Below are 20,319 nucleotides of genomic sequence, written 5' to 3' on the forward strand. Positions count from 1 at the left end.
TTTGAATCCCTACGCGGTCACAAAGGAGAATAGCAAACGCTGTTCTCCTTTTTTTATTCAAAACTTGCAGATGAGAAGGTTTGGGGCGGGAAACGTTTTCTTTGAATCCCTACGCGGTCACAAAAGCAAGTCTCAAGGCCTGCTTTTTTGGGTTACACTTCTGCTCTCATTGCAAATTTCCAAAGAACTATCTTCTGCAAAGAAAACCATCGAATAATGCAATTTTTTCAAAAATATTTTTAATTTTGAAAAGCATTTTAATACCTAACTCTTCTTTAAACCTTACATTATTTATGAAAAAGACCATCATTGCATCCGTTGTCGGAGGGCTAATCCTCTTCTTTTGGCAATTTCTATCATGGACAATCTTAGACACGCATCGACCGATGCAAAACTACACCCCCAAGCAGCAAGAAATTTTGGATTTTCTGAGTAAAAATCTTGAAGATGGTAGCTACTACCTACCGACCACCCCTACAGGAGCATCGGCTGACGAACAACAAAAACTAATGGAAGCATCAATGGGTAAGCCGTGGGCTGAAATACGCTATCACAAAGCTCTTACTGCCAACATGCCACTCAATATGATTCGTGGGCTTTTGGTTAATATTTTAGTGGTATTTTTGTTTTGCTCTTATCTATTAAAGAGTTCGCTTGATTTAAAAACCACATTATTATCGGCCCTTGTATTTGGATTTATCTCCTATTTGATAACCGACTACACCAAACAAATTTGGTTTGAGACTAATACAATTCCTGATTTGATTGATGCTATCGTTGGCTGGGGAATTGTTGGTGCTTGGCTCGGATGGTGGCTTGGAAGAAAATAGGAATTTAGCCTACATCCGGTATAACAAAAAAGTCGTTGAATTGCTTCAACGACTTTTTTTATAACTATTTAGAATCTATCGGATATTCCTCCTTAGCGGCTCAAATAAAGATTTCTTTCTGAGTAAACTTTCAAGAAATAATCATCGGTCAAATCATCAATAAAGTAGATACCTTCACCTGTTGATTTCATCTCTGGACCTAGTTCTTTATTTACATTCGGGAATTTATTGAATGAGAATACTGGAATTTTGATTGCATAACCCTTTTTCACTGGTTGGAAATCAAAATCTGTAACTTTTTTCTCGCCTAACATTACTTTCGTTGCGTAGTTTACGTAAGGCTCTTGGTAAGCTTTACAGATAAACGGAACCGTACGAGAAGCACGAGGGTTAGCTTCGATTACATATACTTTCTCATCTTTGATGGCAAACTGAATGTTGATTAAACCTACTGTATTCAATCCAACGGCAATTTTGCGAGTGTAATCTTCGATTTGAGCAATTACTGCTTCGCTTAAATCAAACGTTGGTAATAAAGCATAAGAGTCACCTGAATGAATACCCGCTGGCTCGATATGCTCCATGATTCCGATAATGTAAACATTCTCACCATCGCAAATGGCATCTGCTTCTGCTTCGATGGCATTTTCAAGGAAGTGGTCAATCAAAATATTGTTATCAGGAATATCATTCAAGATTTTCACAACGTGTTGCTCTAATTCTTGTTCGTTGATAACAATTTTCATGCTTTGTCCACCCAAAACGTAACTCGGACGAACTAACAATGGGAAACCTAATTCACGGGAAACTTCAACCGCACGGTCGGCCGTACGAACTGTATCAAATAACGGATATGCGATATCCATTTCTTTGAGTTTCTTCGAGAAGCGACCTCTATCTTCGGCCAAATCAAGGGCATCGTAAGATGTTCCGATGATTTTGATACCATATTTAGTCAATTTCTCGGCCATCTTCAAGGCTGTTTGTCCACCCAACTGCACAATCACACCTTCTGGTTTTTCGTGCTGAATGATGTCATAAACGTGTTCCCAGAAAACCGGCTCGAAGTATAATTTATCAGCAATATCAGGGTCAGTCGAAACCGTTTCTGGGTTACAGTTAACCATGATTGCCTCGTAGCCACTTTCTTTTGCTGCCAAAATTCCGTGTACACAAGAATAATCAAACTCAATACCTTGACCGATACGGTTAGGGCCAGAGCCTAATACGACTACTTTCTTTCTGTTTGACCTAACCGACTCGTTATCGAGATTATCGAGCGATGTACTGAAAGTAGAATAGAAATATGGCGTTTTAGCTTCAAATTCAGCCGCACAAGTGTCAACACACTTATATATACGATGAATTTTCTCTTCAATACGTTTATTGAAAACTTGACTTTCTTTACAATTTAGTAAGTGAGCAATTTGGCGGTCAGCGTAGCCTTTTTGCTTAGCAGTCAATAATAATTCTTTTGAAATCTCCTCAACGGTAGTTTGCTCAATTTCTTTTTCGAGCATAATCATCTCCTCGATTTGACGCAAGAACCATTTATCTATTTTAGTTAGGTTCTGAATCGTTTTGAACGAAAGCCCAGCCTTGAAAGCATCATAAACGTGGAATAGACGATTCCATGATGGATTAGCCAACGACTTTTTGAGAGCATCTTGGTCTTTTAATTCTTTTCCATCGGCACCTAAACCATTACGCTTGATTTCGAGTGACTGACAAGCTTTTTGAAGTGCTTCTTGGAAGTTACGACCAATACCCATTGCTTCTCCAACCGATTTCATTTGTAAGCCAAGCGAGCGGTCGCAACCAGGGAATTTATCGAAGTTCCAACGTGGCACTTTTACGATTACATAATCAATTGCTGGTTCGAAAAATGCAGATGTACTTCCAGTAATTGGGTTAATCAATTCATCGAGATTATAACCAATCGCCATTTTAGCGGCGATTTTTGCAATCGGATAACCAGTTGCTTTCGATGCTAAAGCCGACGAACGAGAAACACGTGGGTTGATTTCGATGGCGATGATTTCGTCGGTATCTGGATGAAGTGAAAACTGAACGTTACATCCACCCGCAAACTGTCCGATAGCATTCATCATCTTGATTGCCATGTCACGCATTTTCTGATAAATTGTATCAGGCAAGGTCATGGCAGGAGCAACCGTGATTGAATCTCCCGTATGAACACCCATTGGGTCGAAGTTTTCAATCGTACAGATGATTACTATATTTCCGAGATTATCTCTTAATAACTCTAATTCGAACTCTTTCCAACCTAAAATTGACTGCTCAACTAATACCTCATGCACTGGCGAAGCATGTAAACCATGATTGAGTGCTTTATCGAACTCTTCGGGTGTATTCACAAAACCACCACCAGTTCCACCGAGTGTAAATGATGGGCGAATTACGAGTGGAAAGCCGATTTCTTGAGCAATTTCTTTACCCTCCAAGAAAGAGCGAGCCGTACGGCCTTTACAAACACCTACTCCAATTTCGAGCATTTTTAAGCGGAACTTCTCACGGTCTTCAGTTGTTTCGATGGCCTTTATATCGACACCGATAATCTGAACATTGTATTTTTTCCAAACACCTGCTTTATCGCAATCAATAGCCAAGTTGAGAGCCGTTTGGCCTCCCATTGTTGGTAAAACAGCATCAATCGGGCGACCCATTTGTTGGTGTTTCTCTAAGATTTCGACAATAGATTTCTTTTCTAAAGGCTTTAGATATACGAAATCGGCATTGAGAGGGTCGGTCATGATAGTGGCTGGGTTTGAATTAATCAAACTAACCTCTATACCTTCTTCCCGGAGAGATCTTGCGGCTTGTGAACCAGAGTAATCAAATTCGCAGGCTTGACCAATGACAATAGGGCCAGAGCCGATAATAAGAATTGACTTGAGATTGGGATTTTTTGGCATTTTTTCTTTGAAGGGGGTTTCGATTACTACACGCTTAAACGTGACTATCGAAGGACAAAGATAACATAGTTTTTTTATTTTTTCATTTAAAGGAAGCTATTATCTTATAAAAGTACAACAAAACAGTAGTAATATTAAATTTCACTACTATTAACACAATTTTAAAGAAATATAGACTTAATCTACTAAACATTATATTCTACCAAAAAGTAATGTATTATATTAATGTATTTTGCTAAAAAATATATATTTTTGAAAACCCTAATCATGTTAGGTCTAATAAACCGAGTGAACACTATAAAATTACTATTATGATTAAAAATTTACTTTTTAGCCTTATAGGCGTGTGCCTATTTACCACTTTCGCCATTGCTCAGACCGAACAGCCTGAAAAAAAGAAGATAAAAGTTCAGATGTACATTGACGGAAAACTTCATCCTACTAATCAGACCTTTACTAAATCTGATCATAATATTCAGATAAAAGCCTACGATGCCATTACTAACCATGAGCTTGCCGTTACGTTGATAGATGCTTCGTTGGTAAGAAACGGACAAAAAATTATCGGCATAAAACTTCCTGGGAATGGCTCTATAGAGAAACTAGCTTCGTTGGCTAAAAATAATGATACTTATGTATTTGAAATAAAACAAGTTTTCGAATTAGCTGAGGATTTATCGCTAAAGCCCTTTTCACAGAAAAGTTTTAAAGTAAACTACTGGTTCTTTGATGCAGAATTAGATGTTGCTAAATTTGCAGTAGGGAAAAATTAAATATTTACTCAAGGTGCATATATGGTTAGGCAGGTACGTACACTTAAAAAAATGCTTACCTGCCTAATCTTTTAATATTTCGTGTTACTCTAAAATGATTACATTTGATAGTTCTCCCGTGTCCTTCTGGGCAGGAGGTATCTTTCTGTTGATTTCGACAGCTTTAATAACCGTCACTACGGTGTTGGAAAACCAATATTTCAACAAAAATTGGTTAGCTCGTGCGGCTATTTTCTTACAACTGCTTCTACTGGTTTATTTTCGACTACCCGTCATCTTTTTCAATGAGGCTCTGAATCCCGATGAGAATTTATTTATCGTTGGGGCAATGACGCTGGCAGAGTCTCCGCTTTACTGGGAATCGGTTGATGGCTGTACGAGTGGCCCCTTTAACTTTTATATCATTACGGCTTTCTGCGAAACATTCGAACAACCCTACGATTATATTTCTGCTCGTATTATTGGCATACTATTGATGGTCGGTAGTTTCTTGTGTAGTTTTCTTACAATCAGACGTCTTTTTTCGGCTTCGGTAGCACTAATGAGTATTTTCCCTGCAATTACATTTATGGGATTAACAACTCATTGGGATTTTGTTAATTTTAGTAGTGAGCAGCTTCCTATTTTTTTGATTAGCTTGATGCTATATTTTTTTACTAGAATTTATCTTTCTAAAGCTTCAATTTATACTTGGGATACTTTTATTTTAGGACTCATTTCGGGAAGTGTTATTTTTACAAAATTACAAGCTATTCCAATTGCTTTCGGACTAACAATCTTTACATATTGGCTTATTTTTCAGAAAAATAAGGATTCATTTCTAAAAAATGCATTTTATTTGACAGTCGGGGGTTGTACTACATTGATTATATTAGTATTTATTGGTTATAATTATAACTTTCTTGACAAAATTTGGGTTTTCTACATCAAAAATAACCTTGCTTATGGCAAAACTTCTTCCAGCTTAATTAGTCATGTTGTTCAATCTCTCAACGACCCTATCAATATTTTTATCAAAGTCTTAATAGTGCTTTCTGTGGTTGCAGTAGGCTATTTTGTGGGTTATAAACGCCAGCTGAAAGTTAGTATTTTGGGAGGACTCATGGCTATTTTTATCTTATGTACCATTTTTTCTGTTTATAAAACAGGCTTTATGTTTCATCATTACTTGCTATTCATGATTACTCCTTCGGTCTTTTTATTTGCTTTTTTGCTTAATGAAATAGAAAAATCAAAAAAGAGAATCGTTAGTGTTGGGTTAACTCTGATAGCAACTCTATGGCTTGCAACAAAAACTTCGGCAACACCATTTACGAATTACTTTATCAGTTCGGACAAACCGCAGCGACCATTATCAATTTCAAAAACGGGTAATCAGATTTTAAAATATACACGTCCCGATGAATCACTCGTAGTTTGGGGCGATGCAGGAAGATTATATTTGGAAACAAAGCGTATACAGGGTATCAGGTGGAGTAATTCTCACTGGGGAATGTACAGCGATTCGCTACAAAAAACCTTTCAAAAAGAGTTTATTATGGAATTGAAAGAAAAACCGTTTCCTGTTTTTGTGGATGCCCACCCAACCAAAAACACCTTTATGACGCGTGACAAAATTGGTTACGAAACTAATAGAGAATTAAAAGAATACATCGACTCAAACTATCAATTTATCGGTGAATTTGATGAGCAGAGAGTTTTTATTCACAAACAAAGATTGAAGGAAATGAACGCTTCAAAGTAGAATAAAAAAGAGGCTGTCTTAAAAGTAAAATCAACCAAATTATATTCAGCAAATCACCTCATCCCAACCCTTCTCCTCACCCTCTAAATCTCCCTCTCCTCGCAGGAGAGGGAGATTTAGAGGGTGAGGAGGCCGACGCTCGGTCAAATGCTGTCTAAATATTCTTTTGTGAAGAAAACTTGTGAGACAGCTTCTTTTTATTGAATCTATTTAGGTAAATTATTTTACAGAACAGTGGACTACCGCACCACAATATTTTTCTGTTCGATTAATGAAAGAAGCGAATCTTTGCCTGCAATAAATGCTTTGTCATAATCGAAAGCTTGGATAGTTGTATCAGTGATAGCAAAGTTTTCGTAATCTTGAAATACAATTCCACCTACTGTTTGACGGTTTTTCACTCGACGGAATCTTGGTCCGCCGTTGGTGTAGGCTAGGTAATCGACTAAATGTGTTTTTTGATTGAACCAATAGCAATATACGTCTTCAAAGTCTTTGCCGCCGCCCTCTTTATCGAACCAAACCTTTACTTTATCGTATTTTTGCTTATCTATTTCTGTTTCACCGAGATATTCGAGATTAACAGCCTTATCTTTCAATTTATAGGGTAAAAGAACAAAATACGCTACTGAATTAACAGCATTTTTATACTTTTCTTGGTCTTTTTCTGAAAGAGTAATCTGATTTCCGTTGATTAAACGAAGATAGCCTTCATTATTGACTACATCCCAAATATCATTATTGGCACTATCTTTTGAGATGCGTTCATACTGAAATTTACCCTCATTTTGCATGAGTTTTATATGAAACTTACGAAAATCAAATTCGGCCGTAAAGTTTTCGTACTTTGCTCCACCGTGAGCCTCGATGCTTTTATCGACAATCTCACGGGCTTTATCGGTTTTGTCTTTGCAGGCAATAAATGCTAACGCAAGGACGGATATTAGAATAAGTTTTTTCATAGTTGTAGCACAATTCTCCGAATTGTGCCTTTAAGGTTTATAGAACACAATTCGGAGAATTGTGCTACTGATTTATCAGAAATATGACGAAATAACCTCTTGAATCTTACTCATCGGTACAATCATCGGCTTTTTGGTAATTGTAATTTCTACCTTCGTTTGTGGGCTACTTGGGTCTGAAATAACTTTATAATTACCTTTTACAGCTCCAATAAGTGTCTGCAAACTAAACGAACCAGCATTTGCATTTCCTTGAAAGATACCGCCTTTATTTTGAATAGCTTTGGTTGCGTTTACTACAAATTCATTAGACGAACCCGGGTAGTCGATGTTGAATGATGCCATTGTATGAATGGATAATTGTTAATGGATAATGATAAATTATGCAATCCGTTTATACTAATTTCACCAATTCGTTGAGTTTTAGTAAGGCCTCAATTGGTGAAAGTGTATTTACGTCTATTGCTTTTAGTTTTGCTTTCAATTCTTCAATTTTAGGGTCTTCTGGCTCGAAGAAACTTAGTTGAAAATTATTCTTTGGAGCTTCTTTTATTCGCTCTTTATTGTCTTCCTTGATATGGTCTTTTTCGAGATGGTGCAAAATTTCGTTGGCTCGAAGCACCACCGATTGTGGCATTCCTGCGATTTGTGCCACGTGAATTCCGAAGCTATGCTCGCTGCCTCCTTCTTTGAGCTTACGTAAAAATACAACTTTATTATTGAGTTCTTTTACAGAAACATTAAAGTTTTTGATTCGGCTAAAATCTTCGGCCAGTTGATTGAGCTCGTGATAGTGCGTAGCAAAGAGCGTGTAAGGCTTGCATTTTGGGTGATTATGCAAATATTCTGCGATACTCCACGCAATACTTACGCCATCGTAAGTGCTTGTACCTCGACCGATTTCATCCATGATTATCAGACTTCTATCGCTCAAATTATTCAGAATTGAAGCGGTTTCGGTCATTTCAACCATAAATGTCGATTCGCCACGAGAAAGGTTATCGCTCGCTCCTACCCTTGTAAAAATCTTATCGACGATTCCCAATTCGGCACTTTGAGCTGGCACAAAACTACCCACTTGTGCCATGAGTGAAATCAAAGCGGTTTGTCGAAGCAAGGCCGATTTACCCGCCATATTTGGCCCAGTAATGATAATGATTTGCTGGGTTTGGTCATCCAAATACAAATCATTTGGAATATAGGCTTCGCCCAAAGGAAGTTGCTGCTCGATAACTGCGTGGCGGCCTTCTTTGATATTAAGCACCTTATTATCAGATACTTGTGGTTTGCAGTAATTGTTTTTCTGAGCCACTTTAGCAAACGAAGAAAGTGCATCAAGAATAGAAATCACACGGGCATTTTGTTGAATTTGTGCCACAAACTCATTGGCAGTCAAAACTAATTCATTGAATATTCGATATTCAATTTCAAAGATTTTTGACTCGGCCGTCAGGATTTTTTCTTCGTAAATTTTTAGTTCTTCCGTAATGTATCGCTCGGCATTGACGAGCGTTTGTTTACGAATCCACTCGGGTGGAACTTTGCTTTTGTGTGCATTTGAAACTTCAAGATAATAACCAAAAACTTTATTATAAGAAATTTTCAAAGAAGGAATCGCCGTACGAGCTGATTCTCGATTTTGAATTTCAATCAAAAAATCTTTTCCTGAAAAAGCAATTTTGTGTAATTCATCAAGTTCGGCATCAACGCCCGATTTAATCATGTTTCCTTGGTTGGTCACAACTGGGGCATCGTCACGCAATTCCTTTTCTATTTTCTCAATCAAATACTGACAATCAGTGAGTTGATTGATGTATTTTTGAAGCACCGAGAATTTCTCACTACCCAAAGCCAATTGCTTTTTGATCGGTTCGATTTGTACCAATGCTCGTTTCAAAGAAACCAATTCTCGTGGATTGATGCGACGAACCGCAACTTTTGAAATCAATCTTTCTAAATCACCGATTGGTTTGAGGAGTGCAGAAAGTTGTTCCAGAATCTCTTCATTTTTCACAAAAAACTCAACTGTATCAAGTCTTTCTTGAATGAGTGAACGCTCTTTGAGCGGTAAAACCAACCATTTTCGGAGCAGTCTCGCTCCCATCGGTGTGATTGTATGGTCGAGAATCTGAATCAATGGAACACCACCATCGTGCTGGGCAAAAACTAATTCGAGGTTACGAATCGTGAATTTATCGAGCCAAACGTATTTATCTTCATCGAGGCGGGTAATGCGGGAAATATGTCCCATTTCCTTATGCTCAGTATCAGACAAATAACGCAAAATTACACCCGCCGCAATGATTCCATCGGGCATGGTTTCTACGCCAAAACCTTTCAAAGTAGCTACTTTGAAGTGATTTAGGAGCAAATTATAGCCAAAATCGAAATTATAAGCCCAATCTTCAAACGTAAACTCATTGAATTTATCTCCGAAAAGTGTTTGAAATTCGCCTCGGTGCTTTTTGCAATAAAGCACTTCTGAGGGTGCAAAACTCTGTAATAATTTATCTATGTAAGCGGTGTTTCCTTCGGTTGTGAGGAATTCGCCCGTTGAAACATCGAGAAACGAAACACCAAAATAATCGGGTTTGGCAAAGTGAATAGAAGCTAGATAATTGTTTTGTTTGTGGTTCAATACATTATCGTTGAACGAAACCCCAGGCGTAACAAGTTCGGTAACTCCACGACGCACAATGCCTTTGGCGGTTGATGGGTCTTCGAGTTGGTCGCAGATGGCTACACGTTCGCCCGCACGAACGAGTTTAGGCAAATAGGTATCGAGCGAGTGATGCGGAAAACCCGCCAATTCTTCTTGAGCTCCGCCATTATTGCGGCGAGTAAGTACGATTCCGAGGATTTTTGAGGCACGAATGGCATCTTCGCCAAATGTTTCGTAAAAATCACCCACCCGAAACAACAACATCGCCCCAGGGTATTTTGACTTGATTTGGTTATATTGACGGTTTAAGGGAGTTTCCTTGATTTGCTTTACTAATTCTTCTTTTGAAGGTCGGGCCACTTTTCTAAATGCTAAAATGAATGTTAATTTTAGCCCAAATTTAGAAGAAAAAAGGGGATTTTATTTAAATAATTAAGGAAAACCAAAAAATTAATCAAATTTTGAGTATCGAGTTTGTTTTTTAGTAAATTTGAAAAAATGAGAAAACCTATGATTGCAAATGATGTAATTGAAGACATTCGACCATATCATACCACTCTCAGTGGTTCAATAAAAGTAAACTTAGGTTTTGAATTAAAATCAAAAATTTCAAATCTATTTCGTATTGTTTTTAGCGTTACTTTGGCTACTAAACCATGGAATACAACGCCAGATTTAGCTATTTATCCTCAACAGGCACTTGATTTCAAGAATGACCCTGCACGCCGTGAAGATGCACCTTTGCTTGTGATAGAAATTCAATCAGCTTCACAAAGCATAAAGGAATTGGTCGAAAAACTCGAACCTTACTTTAATTTTGGCGTAAAATCTTGCTGGATTGTGATTCCGACTTTACAGGCAATTTTAGTTTATGATAGTCCTACTCATTATGAGTTTTATCACGGAGACGAAATACTGAAAGATAAAACCCTAAATATTGATATTGATTTGAAGAAAGTATTCGAGTAAAATATATTTACCAAAAATTAAGCGGTTGTATTTTGATTAGTGATTCAAAATACAACCGCTTTTATATCGTATATATTCCCATTAAATTATTCAACTCTATAGTCCGCAGGACATTCATATCGACGGGCGACCGCTGCCGTAGAATCTATGATTTGGTCAATTTTCAGAATGCCGTAGGTACTCAACTAAACCGTCATTTGTTGAATACCTACGGCATTCTTGTTATACCTTATATACTTTATGCTACCAATATAAAAGTCCTACGGACTAAATTGCGATGATGCAATCTATTATTCCTTTTTCAACAATTTAACTGGAAAGGTATCTTTTAAATTTTCTCTAAACCTCCTACAACTTCACCCGACTTTTCTCACTTTCTGAGCCACCTGATTGGCGTGCATTGAGGGTTTTACCTTTGCTGAATCGGTAAGCAAATGAGAACGTTACGACTCGGCTATCGAGATAACTTAGCCAATTGGCTTGAGCATTAGCGATATTTCTAATGTCTCCGCCTGGTTGGTTAGTGTAGAAAATATCAGAAACATTTATACGAAATGTGCCTTTGTCTTTCAAGATTTTCTGCGAAATCCCTGCTCGCATCGACCAAACTGGAATCGTCAGAAACTGTCCTGCCAACACTCTTGTTTGGTAGTTTCCTGCTAATTCGGCCGATAATTTTTTATTGATTTTGAACTGATTGGTTGGGCCAACATACCAATAAAATCTACTTTCATCGAGGGTTTGACCGTAAACTTTGGTGTTATAATCTTGGTTCTTCAGTTCTGTATAAAGTTGGAGTGTCCACCATTTATTGATGGTAAAATTACCGTTTACTGAAATTCCATAAGAAGTAAATTCTCCGAAATTCCCTGGGCGACTGTAATAAATTGTACCTCGCTGTTCGTTGGTTTCAAAGATGAGATTTTTAGAAATACTGTATTCCAACGAAGTTGTCAGGAAGTTTTTGTAAGTGTGCGAAACCTCGAAATTATAAGAATACGTTGGTTGCAAAAATGGATTTCCTCCGTAATAGGTGTATCTATCAAGCGGATAAGTAAATGGGTTTAGGTCTTGATAATTTGGGCGGTCGATTCTTCGTCCAGCTGAAAAACCGAGTTGGTGCGTTTGTGTGCTATCTAACTGATATTGTAGGTAAAACGTTGGAAACAAACTATTATAGGCCCTCGTAAACGTGGAATCTTTGGTCATTTTATTGCCCAGCTGATTGCCTTTGATACTTGTATTTTCATAACGTAATCCTGCTTGCAACGATAATCTTTTCCAATTTTTTGAGTAATTTACATAAGCCGCATTAATATTTTCATTGTATTTGAAACGATTAGAAAATTCATAGTTAGGAATTTCTTGACTATTAATTATATCAAAAAAATCGGCGGTGTTATCGGTCTTTATAAAACTTGTCTTTATTCCAGTTTCAAATTTTGCTCCACCTTTTAGCGGATTTACGTAATCAATTTTAGCGGTTTTGATATTGATTTCGGCAGGAAGCGATGAGCCTAAAACGGTTTGACCAACCAAAACTCTTTCGGGCGTGAAAATGGTATTTGTGAGTTGTTGGTCTTGGGTTGAGCTATACTGAATCACGTCAAAATTTGATGTTAATTCTTTACCCAAAGAGTCAATTTTAAGGGCGTAGTTTAAGTTTATACTGCCATTTTTCCATTTTCTATCGTTCGGGCTAAATGCTTCAATGATGCTTACGACTTGGTTATTTTGGTTCAAAATCTGTGCTTTGTTGGTCGTAGGCACAAAAGTTGGATTATAAAAACCATTCAAAACAAGTCCCAAAGTAGATTTTTTCGATACATAATAATCAAGACCCAATTTGAGATTATTGCTCCCCAATTGGCGTTTGATATAAGAATTTTGACTAAAAGCCGATGAATAAGCACCCTCGGGCGTAAAATAAAGGCGATTAATAGTTAAATCTTGGTACGTATTGTTTTGATTTACACTGGCATTGGTAAAGAAATTGAACTTATTAATGCGGTAATTGAAATTGACACTATTATTGGTTCGAGCGTATCGCCCTTGCCCGTAACCCAAATTAATTCCGCCATTCAAACCTTTCACTTGGTTCTTTTTTAGCTTGATGTTTATCACACCTGCATTTCCTGCGGCATCATATTTGGCTGGTGGATTGGTCATGATTTCTATACTTTCGACCGAACCTGCGGGCAACGAACGCAAATAACCAGCCAAATCGGCGGTTGCTAAATAAGTCGGTTTATCGTCAACAAAAACTACTACGCCTGATTTCCCTTTGAGCGTAATCAAACCATTCACATCGACCTGCACCCCTGGAGCTTTTTCTAAGATTTCGAGCGAAGTTGTACCAGCGTTACCAATCAAAGCATCGGGATTTATCACAACTCGGTCTATCTTCTTTTCTACGAACGATTTTTGAGCCTTGACAGTCACTTCTTGTAAGTTTTTGCTAGCTTCCGAAAGTGAAATAATCCCTAAATCGACATTTGCGTTTGAAGCTGATAAAATGATATTTTCGGCAACGTATGGCTGCATACCGATATACGAAACCGTGATTTTGCAGGTGTCTTCTTTTAATTTTTCAAATTCAAATTTCCCATCAACATCCGTAAAAGTTGACTTGATGAGTTTATTGGTTTTAGCTTTAGAAAGAATGACCGTTGCTCCAATAATTGGTTCTTTTTTTTCGTTCTGCACTTGGCCAATTATTTTTTCAATCGTCTGACTATAAACCAGTTGTGTTGTCAGAAACAGTAAAAATGTAAAGTAATAGCTTTTTATCATAATTTTGGTTTTTAAAATTATCCGTGTTGGTTCTGCGTAGATTTTCAAATACAATCAATTTTCAGAAGAATAATTGTCCGCAAATATTTTGAGGTACAAACTATAACCACTGTGCGGTAAAAAAACAACATAAATCACTCGAAATAACAGCGTTTCAGCCAAATGAAATGTTAAAAAATGATATGTGGCTCGACAACGTTACGAAAGGGAAATGAATTTTCTTAAACACACATTTTACACTTGTCCTTCTCCGAAATTCTGATAATTTTGCTATTCCTTCAACCAACAAAACTATGAATTTCAATATAGACGCTGATAAAAACACAACTTATGATGCAATCGTAATCGGTTCGGGTATTAGTGGTGGCTGGGCTGCCAAAGAACTCTGCGAAAAAGGACTAAAAACCCTCGTTCTAGAACGTGGCGGAATGGTCGAACACGTGAAAGATTACCCAACTTCCATGACAAACATTTGGGAGTTTGAGCATCGACTACGAGATACAAAAGAAGATTTACAGAAAAATCCCATCGTGAATCGTTGCTATGCTTACTCGGAAGCAACGCAGCATTTTTTTGTAAAAGACGAACAGCACCCTTACATTCAAGAAAAACCTTTCGATTGGATTCGAGGCTACCAAGTTGGTGGTAAATCTTTGCTTTGGGCAAGACAAACCCAACGTTGGAGCAACTACGAATTTGAAGCTCCTGCCCGTGATGGTTTTGCGGTAGATTGGCCAATCAGATACAAAGATATTGCTCCGTGGTATAGCCATGTGGAACGTTTTGCAGGAATTTCGGGAAATAAAGACAATATCAAAAACCTTCCCGATGGAGAGTTCTTACCAGCTTGGGAATTAAATTGTGTTGAAAAACACATTCAGTCGGCCGTAAAAAAGCACTACCAAGACCGCCAAGTGATTATCGGTCGGTGTGCTCATTTGACAAAACCCAACGAAATTCACGCCAAACAAGGGCGTGGTCAATGCCAAGCTCGCAGTTTGTGCGAGCGTGGTTGTCCATTTGGTGGATATTTCAGTTCAAATTCCTCTACCCTGCCGTGGGCTGCCAAAACTGGTAAACTGACCATTCGACCAAACTCAGTTGTTCATTCGATTATTTATGATGAAAAGCTGGGGGGGGCCGCCAACGGCAAAGCGTCGGGCGTACGAGTGATTGACACCAACACCAAAGAAAGCATTGATTACAAGGCTCGTATTATATTTGTCAATGCCGCAGCTCTCAATTCTAATTTGATTTTATTGAATTCCACCTCTAATCGTTTCCCAAATGGGCTGGGAAATGATAGCGGAGTTTTAGGACAATACATTGCTTTTCATCAGTATCGTGGGCAAGGTGGAGCAACTTTCGAGGGTTATACCGATAAATATTACTATGGTCGCCGACCAACTTCAGCATTTATGGCATCATTCAGAAATGTTGAAAAACAAGAAACCGATTTTCAGCGTGGCTATATGGTGGCGTTTTCGGCAGGACGTGGCTCGTGGCAACGAGGCTCTCAACCCGAAGCATTTGGAGCTGATTTCAAGGAAAATCTTACACACCCAGGCGATACTTGGAGTGTATATATACAGATGCAAGGCGAGACAATTCCGAAAAAAGAAAACCATGTAAGATTGAGTAAAGATAAAACAGATGCGTGGGGCGTGCCGCAATTAATTACTTCCATTGGTTATGATGAGAATGACCACAAAATGATGAAAGATTTTCATGTGCAAGCCTCCGAAATGCTCGAAAAAGCAGGCTGTAAAAACATCAATATGTTTGATAGTAAACAAAACCCAGGCTTAGATATTCACGAAATGGGTGGCGTAAGAATGGGCAAAGACCCAAAAACTTCGCTACTCAATGAATGGAATCAATTACACGCTTGCAAAAATGTATTCGTTACCGACGGTGCTTGCATGACATCCATTGGCAATCAAAACCCTTCGCTTACTTTCATGGCTCTCACGGCTCGTGCTGCCAATTTTGCGGTTAGTGAATTGAAGAAGAAGAATTTGTAATAAAAAATTAAGGAAGACTTCACCATCTAAGCAAAGTCTTCCTTAAAATACAATTTGAGAAAATTCTGTACGTTCTGAAAAAAAGAATCTACATGAAAAAGCCACAAATCTACCTACTTTACTTCCTACCATTCATTAGTTTTGGACAAGAACATTCTATCGAGAAACATCAAAAAGGTATCTCTTTAGAAGCCTTCGGAATTAGCCCTTTTGGTTCGCTCAATTTTGACTACGCCTTGCATCGCACTCAAAGAGGCTTTTTTAGTTTGCAAGTTGGTATAGGAATTATGTCAACGATTGAAGACCAATGGTCATTCCCACATGCCATTTCTTATAATTATCTACTCAATAAACCAGCTAAACGAAGAGACCCATGCAAACCTAACCCGAAATTAAGAAATGAAACATTCTTAGAAATCGGTTATGGTCAAATCTTCCATTCGAATCAAGGAACTATTGGCAATATTGAGTATGCAATGCCAATTTTGGGTTTTAGAACTCACTTTACCAAAAAAATTGATAAAGAGTTTTATCTAAAATTCAGATTTACTCCTAACGTGATTAGAAATCACCCAACTTTTGCCGGTTTGGCATTGGGAAAGGTCATTTGATAAATAATAATATTTAGAAAAATAAATCACAATATTCTCAAGGTTCAACCTCCACAATCACTCGCTCATAACGAGTCAGAGCAGGTTTTCCATTATCAGTCACAGCCAAAATAATGTGCATTGTACCTAAACGGATGCTTTTTGGTACGGTAAACCATGCCTTTTCTTTATCGGCATCTTCAATTTTTAATGGAATTCCGGTGCGGGCGGTTGCAATAGTAAATGTTCCAGCTTCTGGATAATAAAACCATTTGTATGAAAGTGCGTTTCCATCTGGGTCGGTTGAGCCTTCGGCACTTAGATTAACTTTATCACCTACTTTGGCTTTTATATATCTTTCACTACCGATTTTCACAACTGGTGGGTGATTGGCCTCTTTGTAAGGCTTGATGCTCCAATCCATTCGAGCTTCAAAATCATTCTGAAAAGCTTCACGCCAACGCCAAATGGTTGCCTTATTACTGGTGTGCCAACTGCTATCTGCCCCAAAAACTTCATCTTCGGCATCAGTCCATAATGGGCGAGTTTCTGGTTCTAAAAACCACTTTTCTGTTCGGGGTTGATAAAATTCGTATCTACCACCCCAGCTTCCCCAATTTGGATTTTCTGAATTTCCTAAACCATTGTTTATCAAATACAAAAAACTTGGGGTATCACCCTCCATTAAAAACTTCGCAAAAGGATATTGCTGCCCCAAAGGTCCTTTGCTGCGAATGTGCGTATCAAGCCACGGATTATCAACGATGCTGAAATTCCCTCCCGCAAATCGCCCATGAAATTTATCACCACTGATACCCGACCAAGTGGCAAAATGATATCCACCAAAAGCATGAAACCCTGGACTGGCAATGTAGAATAGTTTCGGAAATGTCTTTCTAATCCACGGGCCGCTATCATCTTGGTCTGAAATAGTGTAAACTCGTAATTTTGCCACAAATTTCTCAACTTCTTTGGCATTTCGGGTATTTTTTACTTTCCAAAGAGCTTGTGCCAAACAATTAGGACCGCCCCAAACCAGTACCCAAACTGGGCGAGCGTCGGCACGGTCAACAGATTGAATAATTAACTCAGAACCATCAGAATCCATACCTTTACCCACTGCCTGCATACCATAATCGGCCCGTCCATCTTTTATGAGCGAAAGGAGTTTTTCGGCTGTTGGATAGCCCGACTCGTGAAGCGAAAGATTTGGCTGCACTTTTCCGTAAGCTTCTACAATTTCTTTAAGTCGCCACGAAGCAACCTTGTTTTTTTGATGAACAGAGGTAGTAGCGACCAAGCCTTCCACCTCAAACTGATTGGAGTAGGTAAGAAAACGCACCGTTGACATCGCATCGTCTGGTTCATTTTCAATATCGGTCAAAACTATTACTCTTGGCTTGGTATTTTGGGCGTAGAGTTTCGTACAAAAAAGTATGATAATTAGTAGTTTGAAAATTTTCATTTATAATAAGATTTAAGGTTAAATTTAAAAGCTTATTTCAGCCATTCCCAGCGTTTTGCCCAATCACTAAGATACGCTTTTCGATGTTTAGAAATTGTTTTTGCTCCTTGCTGACCATCCAAAAAATATTCAGGATTGGGTAAATCACCGTACCAATGTTTCCCCAGTTTATAATCATCTTTATTGGGCTTACCAGGCCACGGGGCAGTACTGGTATATTCACCTTTTTGTCCGTCTAATTCCTTGATCTTACTGTGAATAATATACGAACTAACCTCTGGTTTTTTGGATGAATATCGCACTCCATAAACCCCGTTACCAAGGTAATAACCTGGCCATTCTTGTTTTTGTATTTCAAGTGAAAAGCAAGATGAATCAGCAGGAATTGAAATATTAGGGCCTTTAAACCGCCATTCAACCACACCGTAGGCAGGAAAACTATCTGCTTTGGTGGTGTTTCTCTCAAAAATATGTCTTGAACTGTGCGTAATGGGTGTATATGTCCCACCCCAACTTTCATTCGATGGATTATTGGCATTTCCTTTCATCAAAAAGGCCAACGAAGGTGTATCGCCCATTTTGATATAACCTTTGTAATAATTGATAAAATCAGCACCCATTATGCCCCGACTTTTGATAAAATTCTCGTAATATGCTGCATCGTGCATGTTAGCTGGGGCATTTTCATCCTCCATAAACCAACCTCGATACGTGGCATTGGACTCTATCATCCAGAGGTTGGGGTGATGTTCCACAATATATGAATAGGCATTGATACTCCATTTTTTATTGGGGCCACCAATCCAAAATACCCTTATTTTGCTTTTAATTTCGGGAGCATCATGCAGGGCTTGGGCCAAATCTTCCAAGCCTCCCCAAACCAACACCCAAAGCGGTTGGTTCGATTTCTTTTTCGCACATTTAATTATCCAATCTGAACCTTCGGATGATTTTCTGTAACCTAAATACGGAGCCGATTCTGTTTCTCCTTGTTTACAAACGGCTCTCAGTGCATCGGGTTTCATCAGCTTTGAATTATATTTTTTCAGCTTCGGAAAATCCTTTTCGTATAAATCAATCATATCCAAAAGGTCTTTTTTTCGTCCTTTTCCAAAAGGCGAAGAAATCAAACCTTCAATCTGAAACAGGTCAGAATACATCATCAAATGAATCATTGACTGATTATCGTCGGGGTCGGTTCCGCCGATGTCGGTGCTAATTATGATTCGTGGTTTAGGTCTTTTTTGAGCAAATAATGACGAATGAAAAGCAATTACTATCATCCAAGAGAATAAAAGACATTTGATAATACTTCTAATCATATAATTCATTTCAAAGCGTTTACTTAACTTATTTGGGCAAAATTCTTAGTATGAATTGTTTACAATAATTAAAGCATTCAATCTTAAGCTATTAGCTATCGCTTATATTTTATATCTATTTTAAAAATTATAGATGATAGTTTTATAATAATCTGATTGACCTACTATTAACTTATCGGAGTCCTTAACCTTGAGCGTCTACCATGTTTGAAATCGGCTGAAAAACTAAAAATCCCGCTTCCAAATGTAGCCATCGAGAATATAATGCGTAAGCTGAGGCATTGATAATAAGGCGATTGTGATAGAAAGCCAAAGATTATCTGTGAGATTGATGGTCGGGAACAAGGCAAAAAACTCATCATATTCGTGCCAAACGAGTCCATTCCAAAAACCTTCTTCAATATAGGCCAAAGAAAACAAAATTCCAATAAAAATAAGAATACCTACATTGGAGAAAAGCAACTTCCAAAAGCCAGTTTTTTTGTAGGATTTCTTTTGTTCGGTAGCATATACCAAAGCCATATACGGTACGCCATGAGCCACGACATTGAGCATTGTAAAGGCCATATCGCCATTGAAATAGACAATTCCGAGATACCAAGTAAGCATCGTAGATAAAATCAGTAGGGTCTTAGGCAAATTGATTTGTCGAGTTTGAAGATATTCCTTAACGGTCAAGAAGTAGTAGATTATCACCCAAACCCAGAAAGCGTATTTCAGTAAATTGGCCAAATTTTGATTCGTATAAAACAGGAAATCTTTGGCCGTGAACCACATAAAATTGCGAGGTGCTGACAAATGCCAATAAATCATCGGAAAAACCGTGACGATATAAATCATCCAAACATCAATTTGCTTAATACCTTCGGTGCGAGTATAAAGTTTCAGAAAACCATATTGCTGGCGAATAAAATGATAAACGGCCAAATAAGCAGCCAATCGCCAAAAGATAGCCTCAGAAAAATAATGAATGCTACCAGCCACAAAAACCACCCAAATTGGCGTAAAAAATAATAGTTTTCTATGCTTTTGCAGAGAAACTTTATCGAAATAAGTGCGATAAAGACTACTATAAACATGCGAAACATCAATCAATAACACCATTGCAAACCACGCCCAGTTTGGCATTTCGTTTGACCAAAGCCAACTTTCGGGAAAGAAAAAAAGCAATAAAACCGCCAAAAACGATGGAGCAATAATAAAACTCAAATCGTATTTAGCTGAGCGTATCCAAGTTTGGGTTTGCATG

15 protein-coding genes are annotated in these 20,319 nt (G+C 38.0%); 7 read left to right on the forward strand and 8 right to left on the reverse strand.

Going from position 1 to position 20,319, the window contains the following annotated elements:
• A partial coding sequence (locus ACOVO2_RS06450; protein WP_421769180.1) for a hypothetical protein occupies nt 1-217 on the forward strand: 217 nt, incomplete at its 5' end.
• A 76-nt stretch (nt 218-293) separates the two neighbouring features.
• Entirely contained in the window at nt 294-830 is a 537-nt protein-coding gene (locus ACOVO2_RS06455) for a hypothetical protein (protein ID WP_421769181.1), read from the forward strand.
• A 92-nt stretch (nt 831-922) separates the two neighbouring features.
• On the opposite strand, the gene carB is transcribed toward ACOVO2_RS06455, so the two are convergent.
• A complete protein-coding gene (gene carB, locus ACOVO2_RS06460; protein ID WP_421769182.1) occupies nt 923-3,766 on the reverse strand; it encodes a carbamoyl-phosphate synthase large subunit in 2,844 nt (947 codons plus the stop codon).
• Between the two features lie 311 nt (nt 3,767-4,077).
• Here carB and ACOVO2_RS06465 point away from each other — a divergent pair, with 311 nt between their 5' ends.
• Nucleotides 4,078-4,539 carry a hypothetical protein gene (locus ACOVO2_RS06465; protein WP_421769183.1) on the forward strand — a complete coding sequence of 154 codons (462 nt, stop codon included), beginning with the start codon at nt 4,078-4,080 and terminating at the stop codon, nt 4,537-4,539.
• A gap of 94 nt (nt 4,540-4,633) precedes the next feature.
• Nucleotides 4,634-6,283: an ArnT family glycosyltransferase gene (locus ACOVO2_RS06470; RefSeq protein ID WP_421769184.1), complete on the forward strand. Its 1,650-nt coding sequence runs from the start codon at nt 4,634-4,636 to the stop codon at nt 6,281-6,283.
• Nucleotides 6,284-6,522: 239 nt separating this feature from the next.
• On the opposite strand, the gene ACOVO2_RS06475 is transcribed toward ACOVO2_RS06470, so the two are convergent.
• From ACOVO2_RS06475 to mutS, 3 genes are all read right to left on the reverse strand, one after another.
• The gene (locus ACOVO2_RS06475; RefSeq protein ID WP_421769185.1) at nt 6,523-7,245 is read right to left on the reverse strand and encodes a DUF6503 family protein; all 723 of its coding nucleotides are present in this window, start codon (nt 7,243-7,245) and stop codon (nt 6,523-6,525) included.
• A 75-nt stretch (nt 7,246-7,320) separates the two neighbouring features.
• Nucleotides 7,321-7,590 carry a hypothetical protein gene (locus ACOVO2_RS06480; RefSeq protein ID WP_421769186.1) on the reverse strand — a complete coding sequence of 90 codons (270 nt, stop codon included), beginning with the start codon at nt 7,588-7,590 and terminating at the stop codon, nt 7,321-7,323.
• 49 nt (nt 7,591-7,639) lie between these two features.
• Nucleotides 7,640-10,267 carry a DNA mismatch repair protein MutS gene (gene mutS, locus ACOVO2_RS06485; RefSeq protein WP_421769187.1) on the reverse strand — a complete coding sequence of 876 codons (2,628 nt, stop codon included), beginning with the start codon at nt 10,265-10,267 and terminating at the stop codon, nt 7,640-7,642.
• 138 nt (nt 10,268-10,405) lie between these two features.
• Here mutS and ACOVO2_RS06490 point away from each other — a divergent pair, with 138 nt between their 5' ends.
• Nucleotides 10,406-10,876, forward strand: coding sequence for a Uma2 family endonuclease (locus tag ACOVO2_RS06490; protein ID WP_421769188.1), 471 nt, complete (start codon nt 10,406-10,408; stop codon nt 10,874-10,876).
• 348 nt (nt 10,877-11,224) lie between these two features.
• On the opposite strand, the gene ACOVO2_RS06495 is transcribed toward ACOVO2_RS06490, so the two are convergent.
• The gene (locus ACOVO2_RS06495) at nt 11,225-13,669 is read right to left on the reverse strand and encodes a TonB-dependent receptor domain-containing protein (RefSeq protein ID WP_421769189.1); all 2,445 of its coding nucleotides are present in this window, start codon (nt 13,667-13,669) and stop codon (nt 11,225-11,227) included.
• 293 nt (nt 13,670-13,962) lie between these two features.
• Between ACOVO2_RS06495 and ACOVO2_RS06500 the strand changes: the two genes are divergently transcribed.
• Both ACOVO2_RS06500 and ACOVO2_RS06505 read left to right on the forward strand, forming a co-directional pair.
• The gene (locus ACOVO2_RS06500) at nt 13,963-15,693 is read left to right on the forward strand and encodes a GMC oxidoreductase (protein ID WP_421769190.1); all 1,731 of its coding nucleotides are present in this window, start codon (nt 13,963-13,965) and stop codon (nt 15,691-15,693) included.
• Between the two features lie 92 nt (nt 15,694-15,785).
• Nucleotides 15,786-16,304 carry a hypothetical protein gene (locus tag ACOVO2_RS06505; protein ID WP_421769191.1) on the forward strand — a complete coding sequence of 173 codons (519 nt, stop codon included), beginning with the start codon at nt 15,786-15,788 and terminating at the stop codon, nt 16,302-16,304.
• 37 nt (nt 16,305-16,341) lie between these two features.
• On the opposite strand, the gene ACOVO2_RS06510 is transcribed toward ACOVO2_RS06505, so the two are convergent.
• The 3 genes from ACOVO2_RS06510 to ACOVO2_RS06520 form a co-directional block, all read right to left on the reverse strand.
• Complete coding sequence (locus ACOVO2_RS06510) at nt 16,342-17,748, reverse strand: nucleoside hydrolase-like domain-containing protein (RefSeq protein WP_421769192.1); 1,407 nt, start codon at nt 17,746-17,748, stop codon at nt 16,342-16,344.
• 32 nt (nt 17,749-17,780) lie between these two features.
• Nucleotides 17,781-19,070: a nucleoside hydrolase-like domain-containing protein gene (locus ACOVO2_RS06515; RefSeq protein ID WP_421769193.1), complete on the reverse strand. Its 1,290-nt coding sequence runs from the start codon at nt 19,068-19,070 to the stop codon at nt 17,781-17,783.
• 225 nt (nt 19,071-19,295) lie between these two features.
• On the reverse strand, nt 19,296-20,319 hold a 1,024-nt coding region (locus ACOVO2_RS06520), incomplete at its 5' end, for a hypothetical protein (RefSeq protein ID WP_421769194.1).

Source organism: Emticicia sp. (assembly GCF_049241225.1).
Taxonomy (GTDB): domain Bacteria; phylum Bacteroidota; class Bacteroidia; order Cytophagales; family Spirosomataceae; genus Emticicia.

Excerpts from the sequence above, each read along its gene's own strand:
- ACOVO2_RS06490 (WP_421769188.1), top strand. The coding sequence starts at position 10,406 with ATGAGAAAACCTATGATTGCAAATGATGTAATTGAAGACATTCGACCA.
- ACOVO2_RS06475 (WP_421769185.1), bottom strand. The coding sequence starts at position 7,245 with ATGAAAAAACTTATTCTAATATCCGTCCTTGCGTTAGCATTTATTGCC.
- ACOVO2_RS06515 (WP_421769193.1), bottom strand. The coding sequence starts at position 19,070 with ATGATTAGAAGTATTATCAAATGTCTTTTATTCTCTTGGATGATAGTA.
- ACOVO2_RS06510 (WP_421769192.1), bottom strand. The coding sequence starts at position 17,748 with ATGAAAATTTTCAAACTACTAATTATCATACTTTTTTGTACGAAACTC.
- ACOVO2_RS06455 (WP_421769181.1), top strand. The coding sequence starts at position 294 with ATGAAAAAGACCATCATTGCATCCGTTGTCGGAGGGCTAATCCTCTTC.
- ACOVO2_RS06500 (WP_421769190.1), top strand. The coding sequence starts at position 13,963 with ATGAATTTCAATATAGACGCTGATAAAAACACAACTTATGATGCAATC.
- ACOVO2_RS06470 (WP_421769184.1), top strand. The coding sequence starts at position 4,634 with ATGATTACATTTGATAGTTCTCCCGTGTCCTTCTGGGCAGGAGGTATC.
- ACOVO2_RS06465 (WP_421769183.1), top strand. The coding sequence starts at position 4,078 with ATGATTAAAAATTTACTTTTTAGCCTTATAGGCGTGTGCCTATTTACC.
- ACOVO2_RS06505 (WP_421769191.1), top strand. The coding sequence starts at position 15,786 with ATGAAAAAGCCACAAATCTACCTACTTTACTTCCTACCATTCATTAGT.
- ACOVO2_RS06495 (WP_421769189.1), bottom strand. The coding sequence starts at position 13,669 with ATGATAAAAAGCTATTACTTTACATTTTTACTGTTTCTGACAACACAA.
- carB (WP_421769182.1), bottom strand. The coding sequence starts at position 3,766 with ATGCCAAAAAATCCCAATCTCAAGTCAATTCTTATTATCGGCTCTGGC.
- ACOVO2_RS06480 (WP_421769186.1), bottom strand. The coding sequence starts at position 7,590 with ATGGCATCATTCAACATCGACTACCCGGGTTCGTCTAATGAATTTGTA.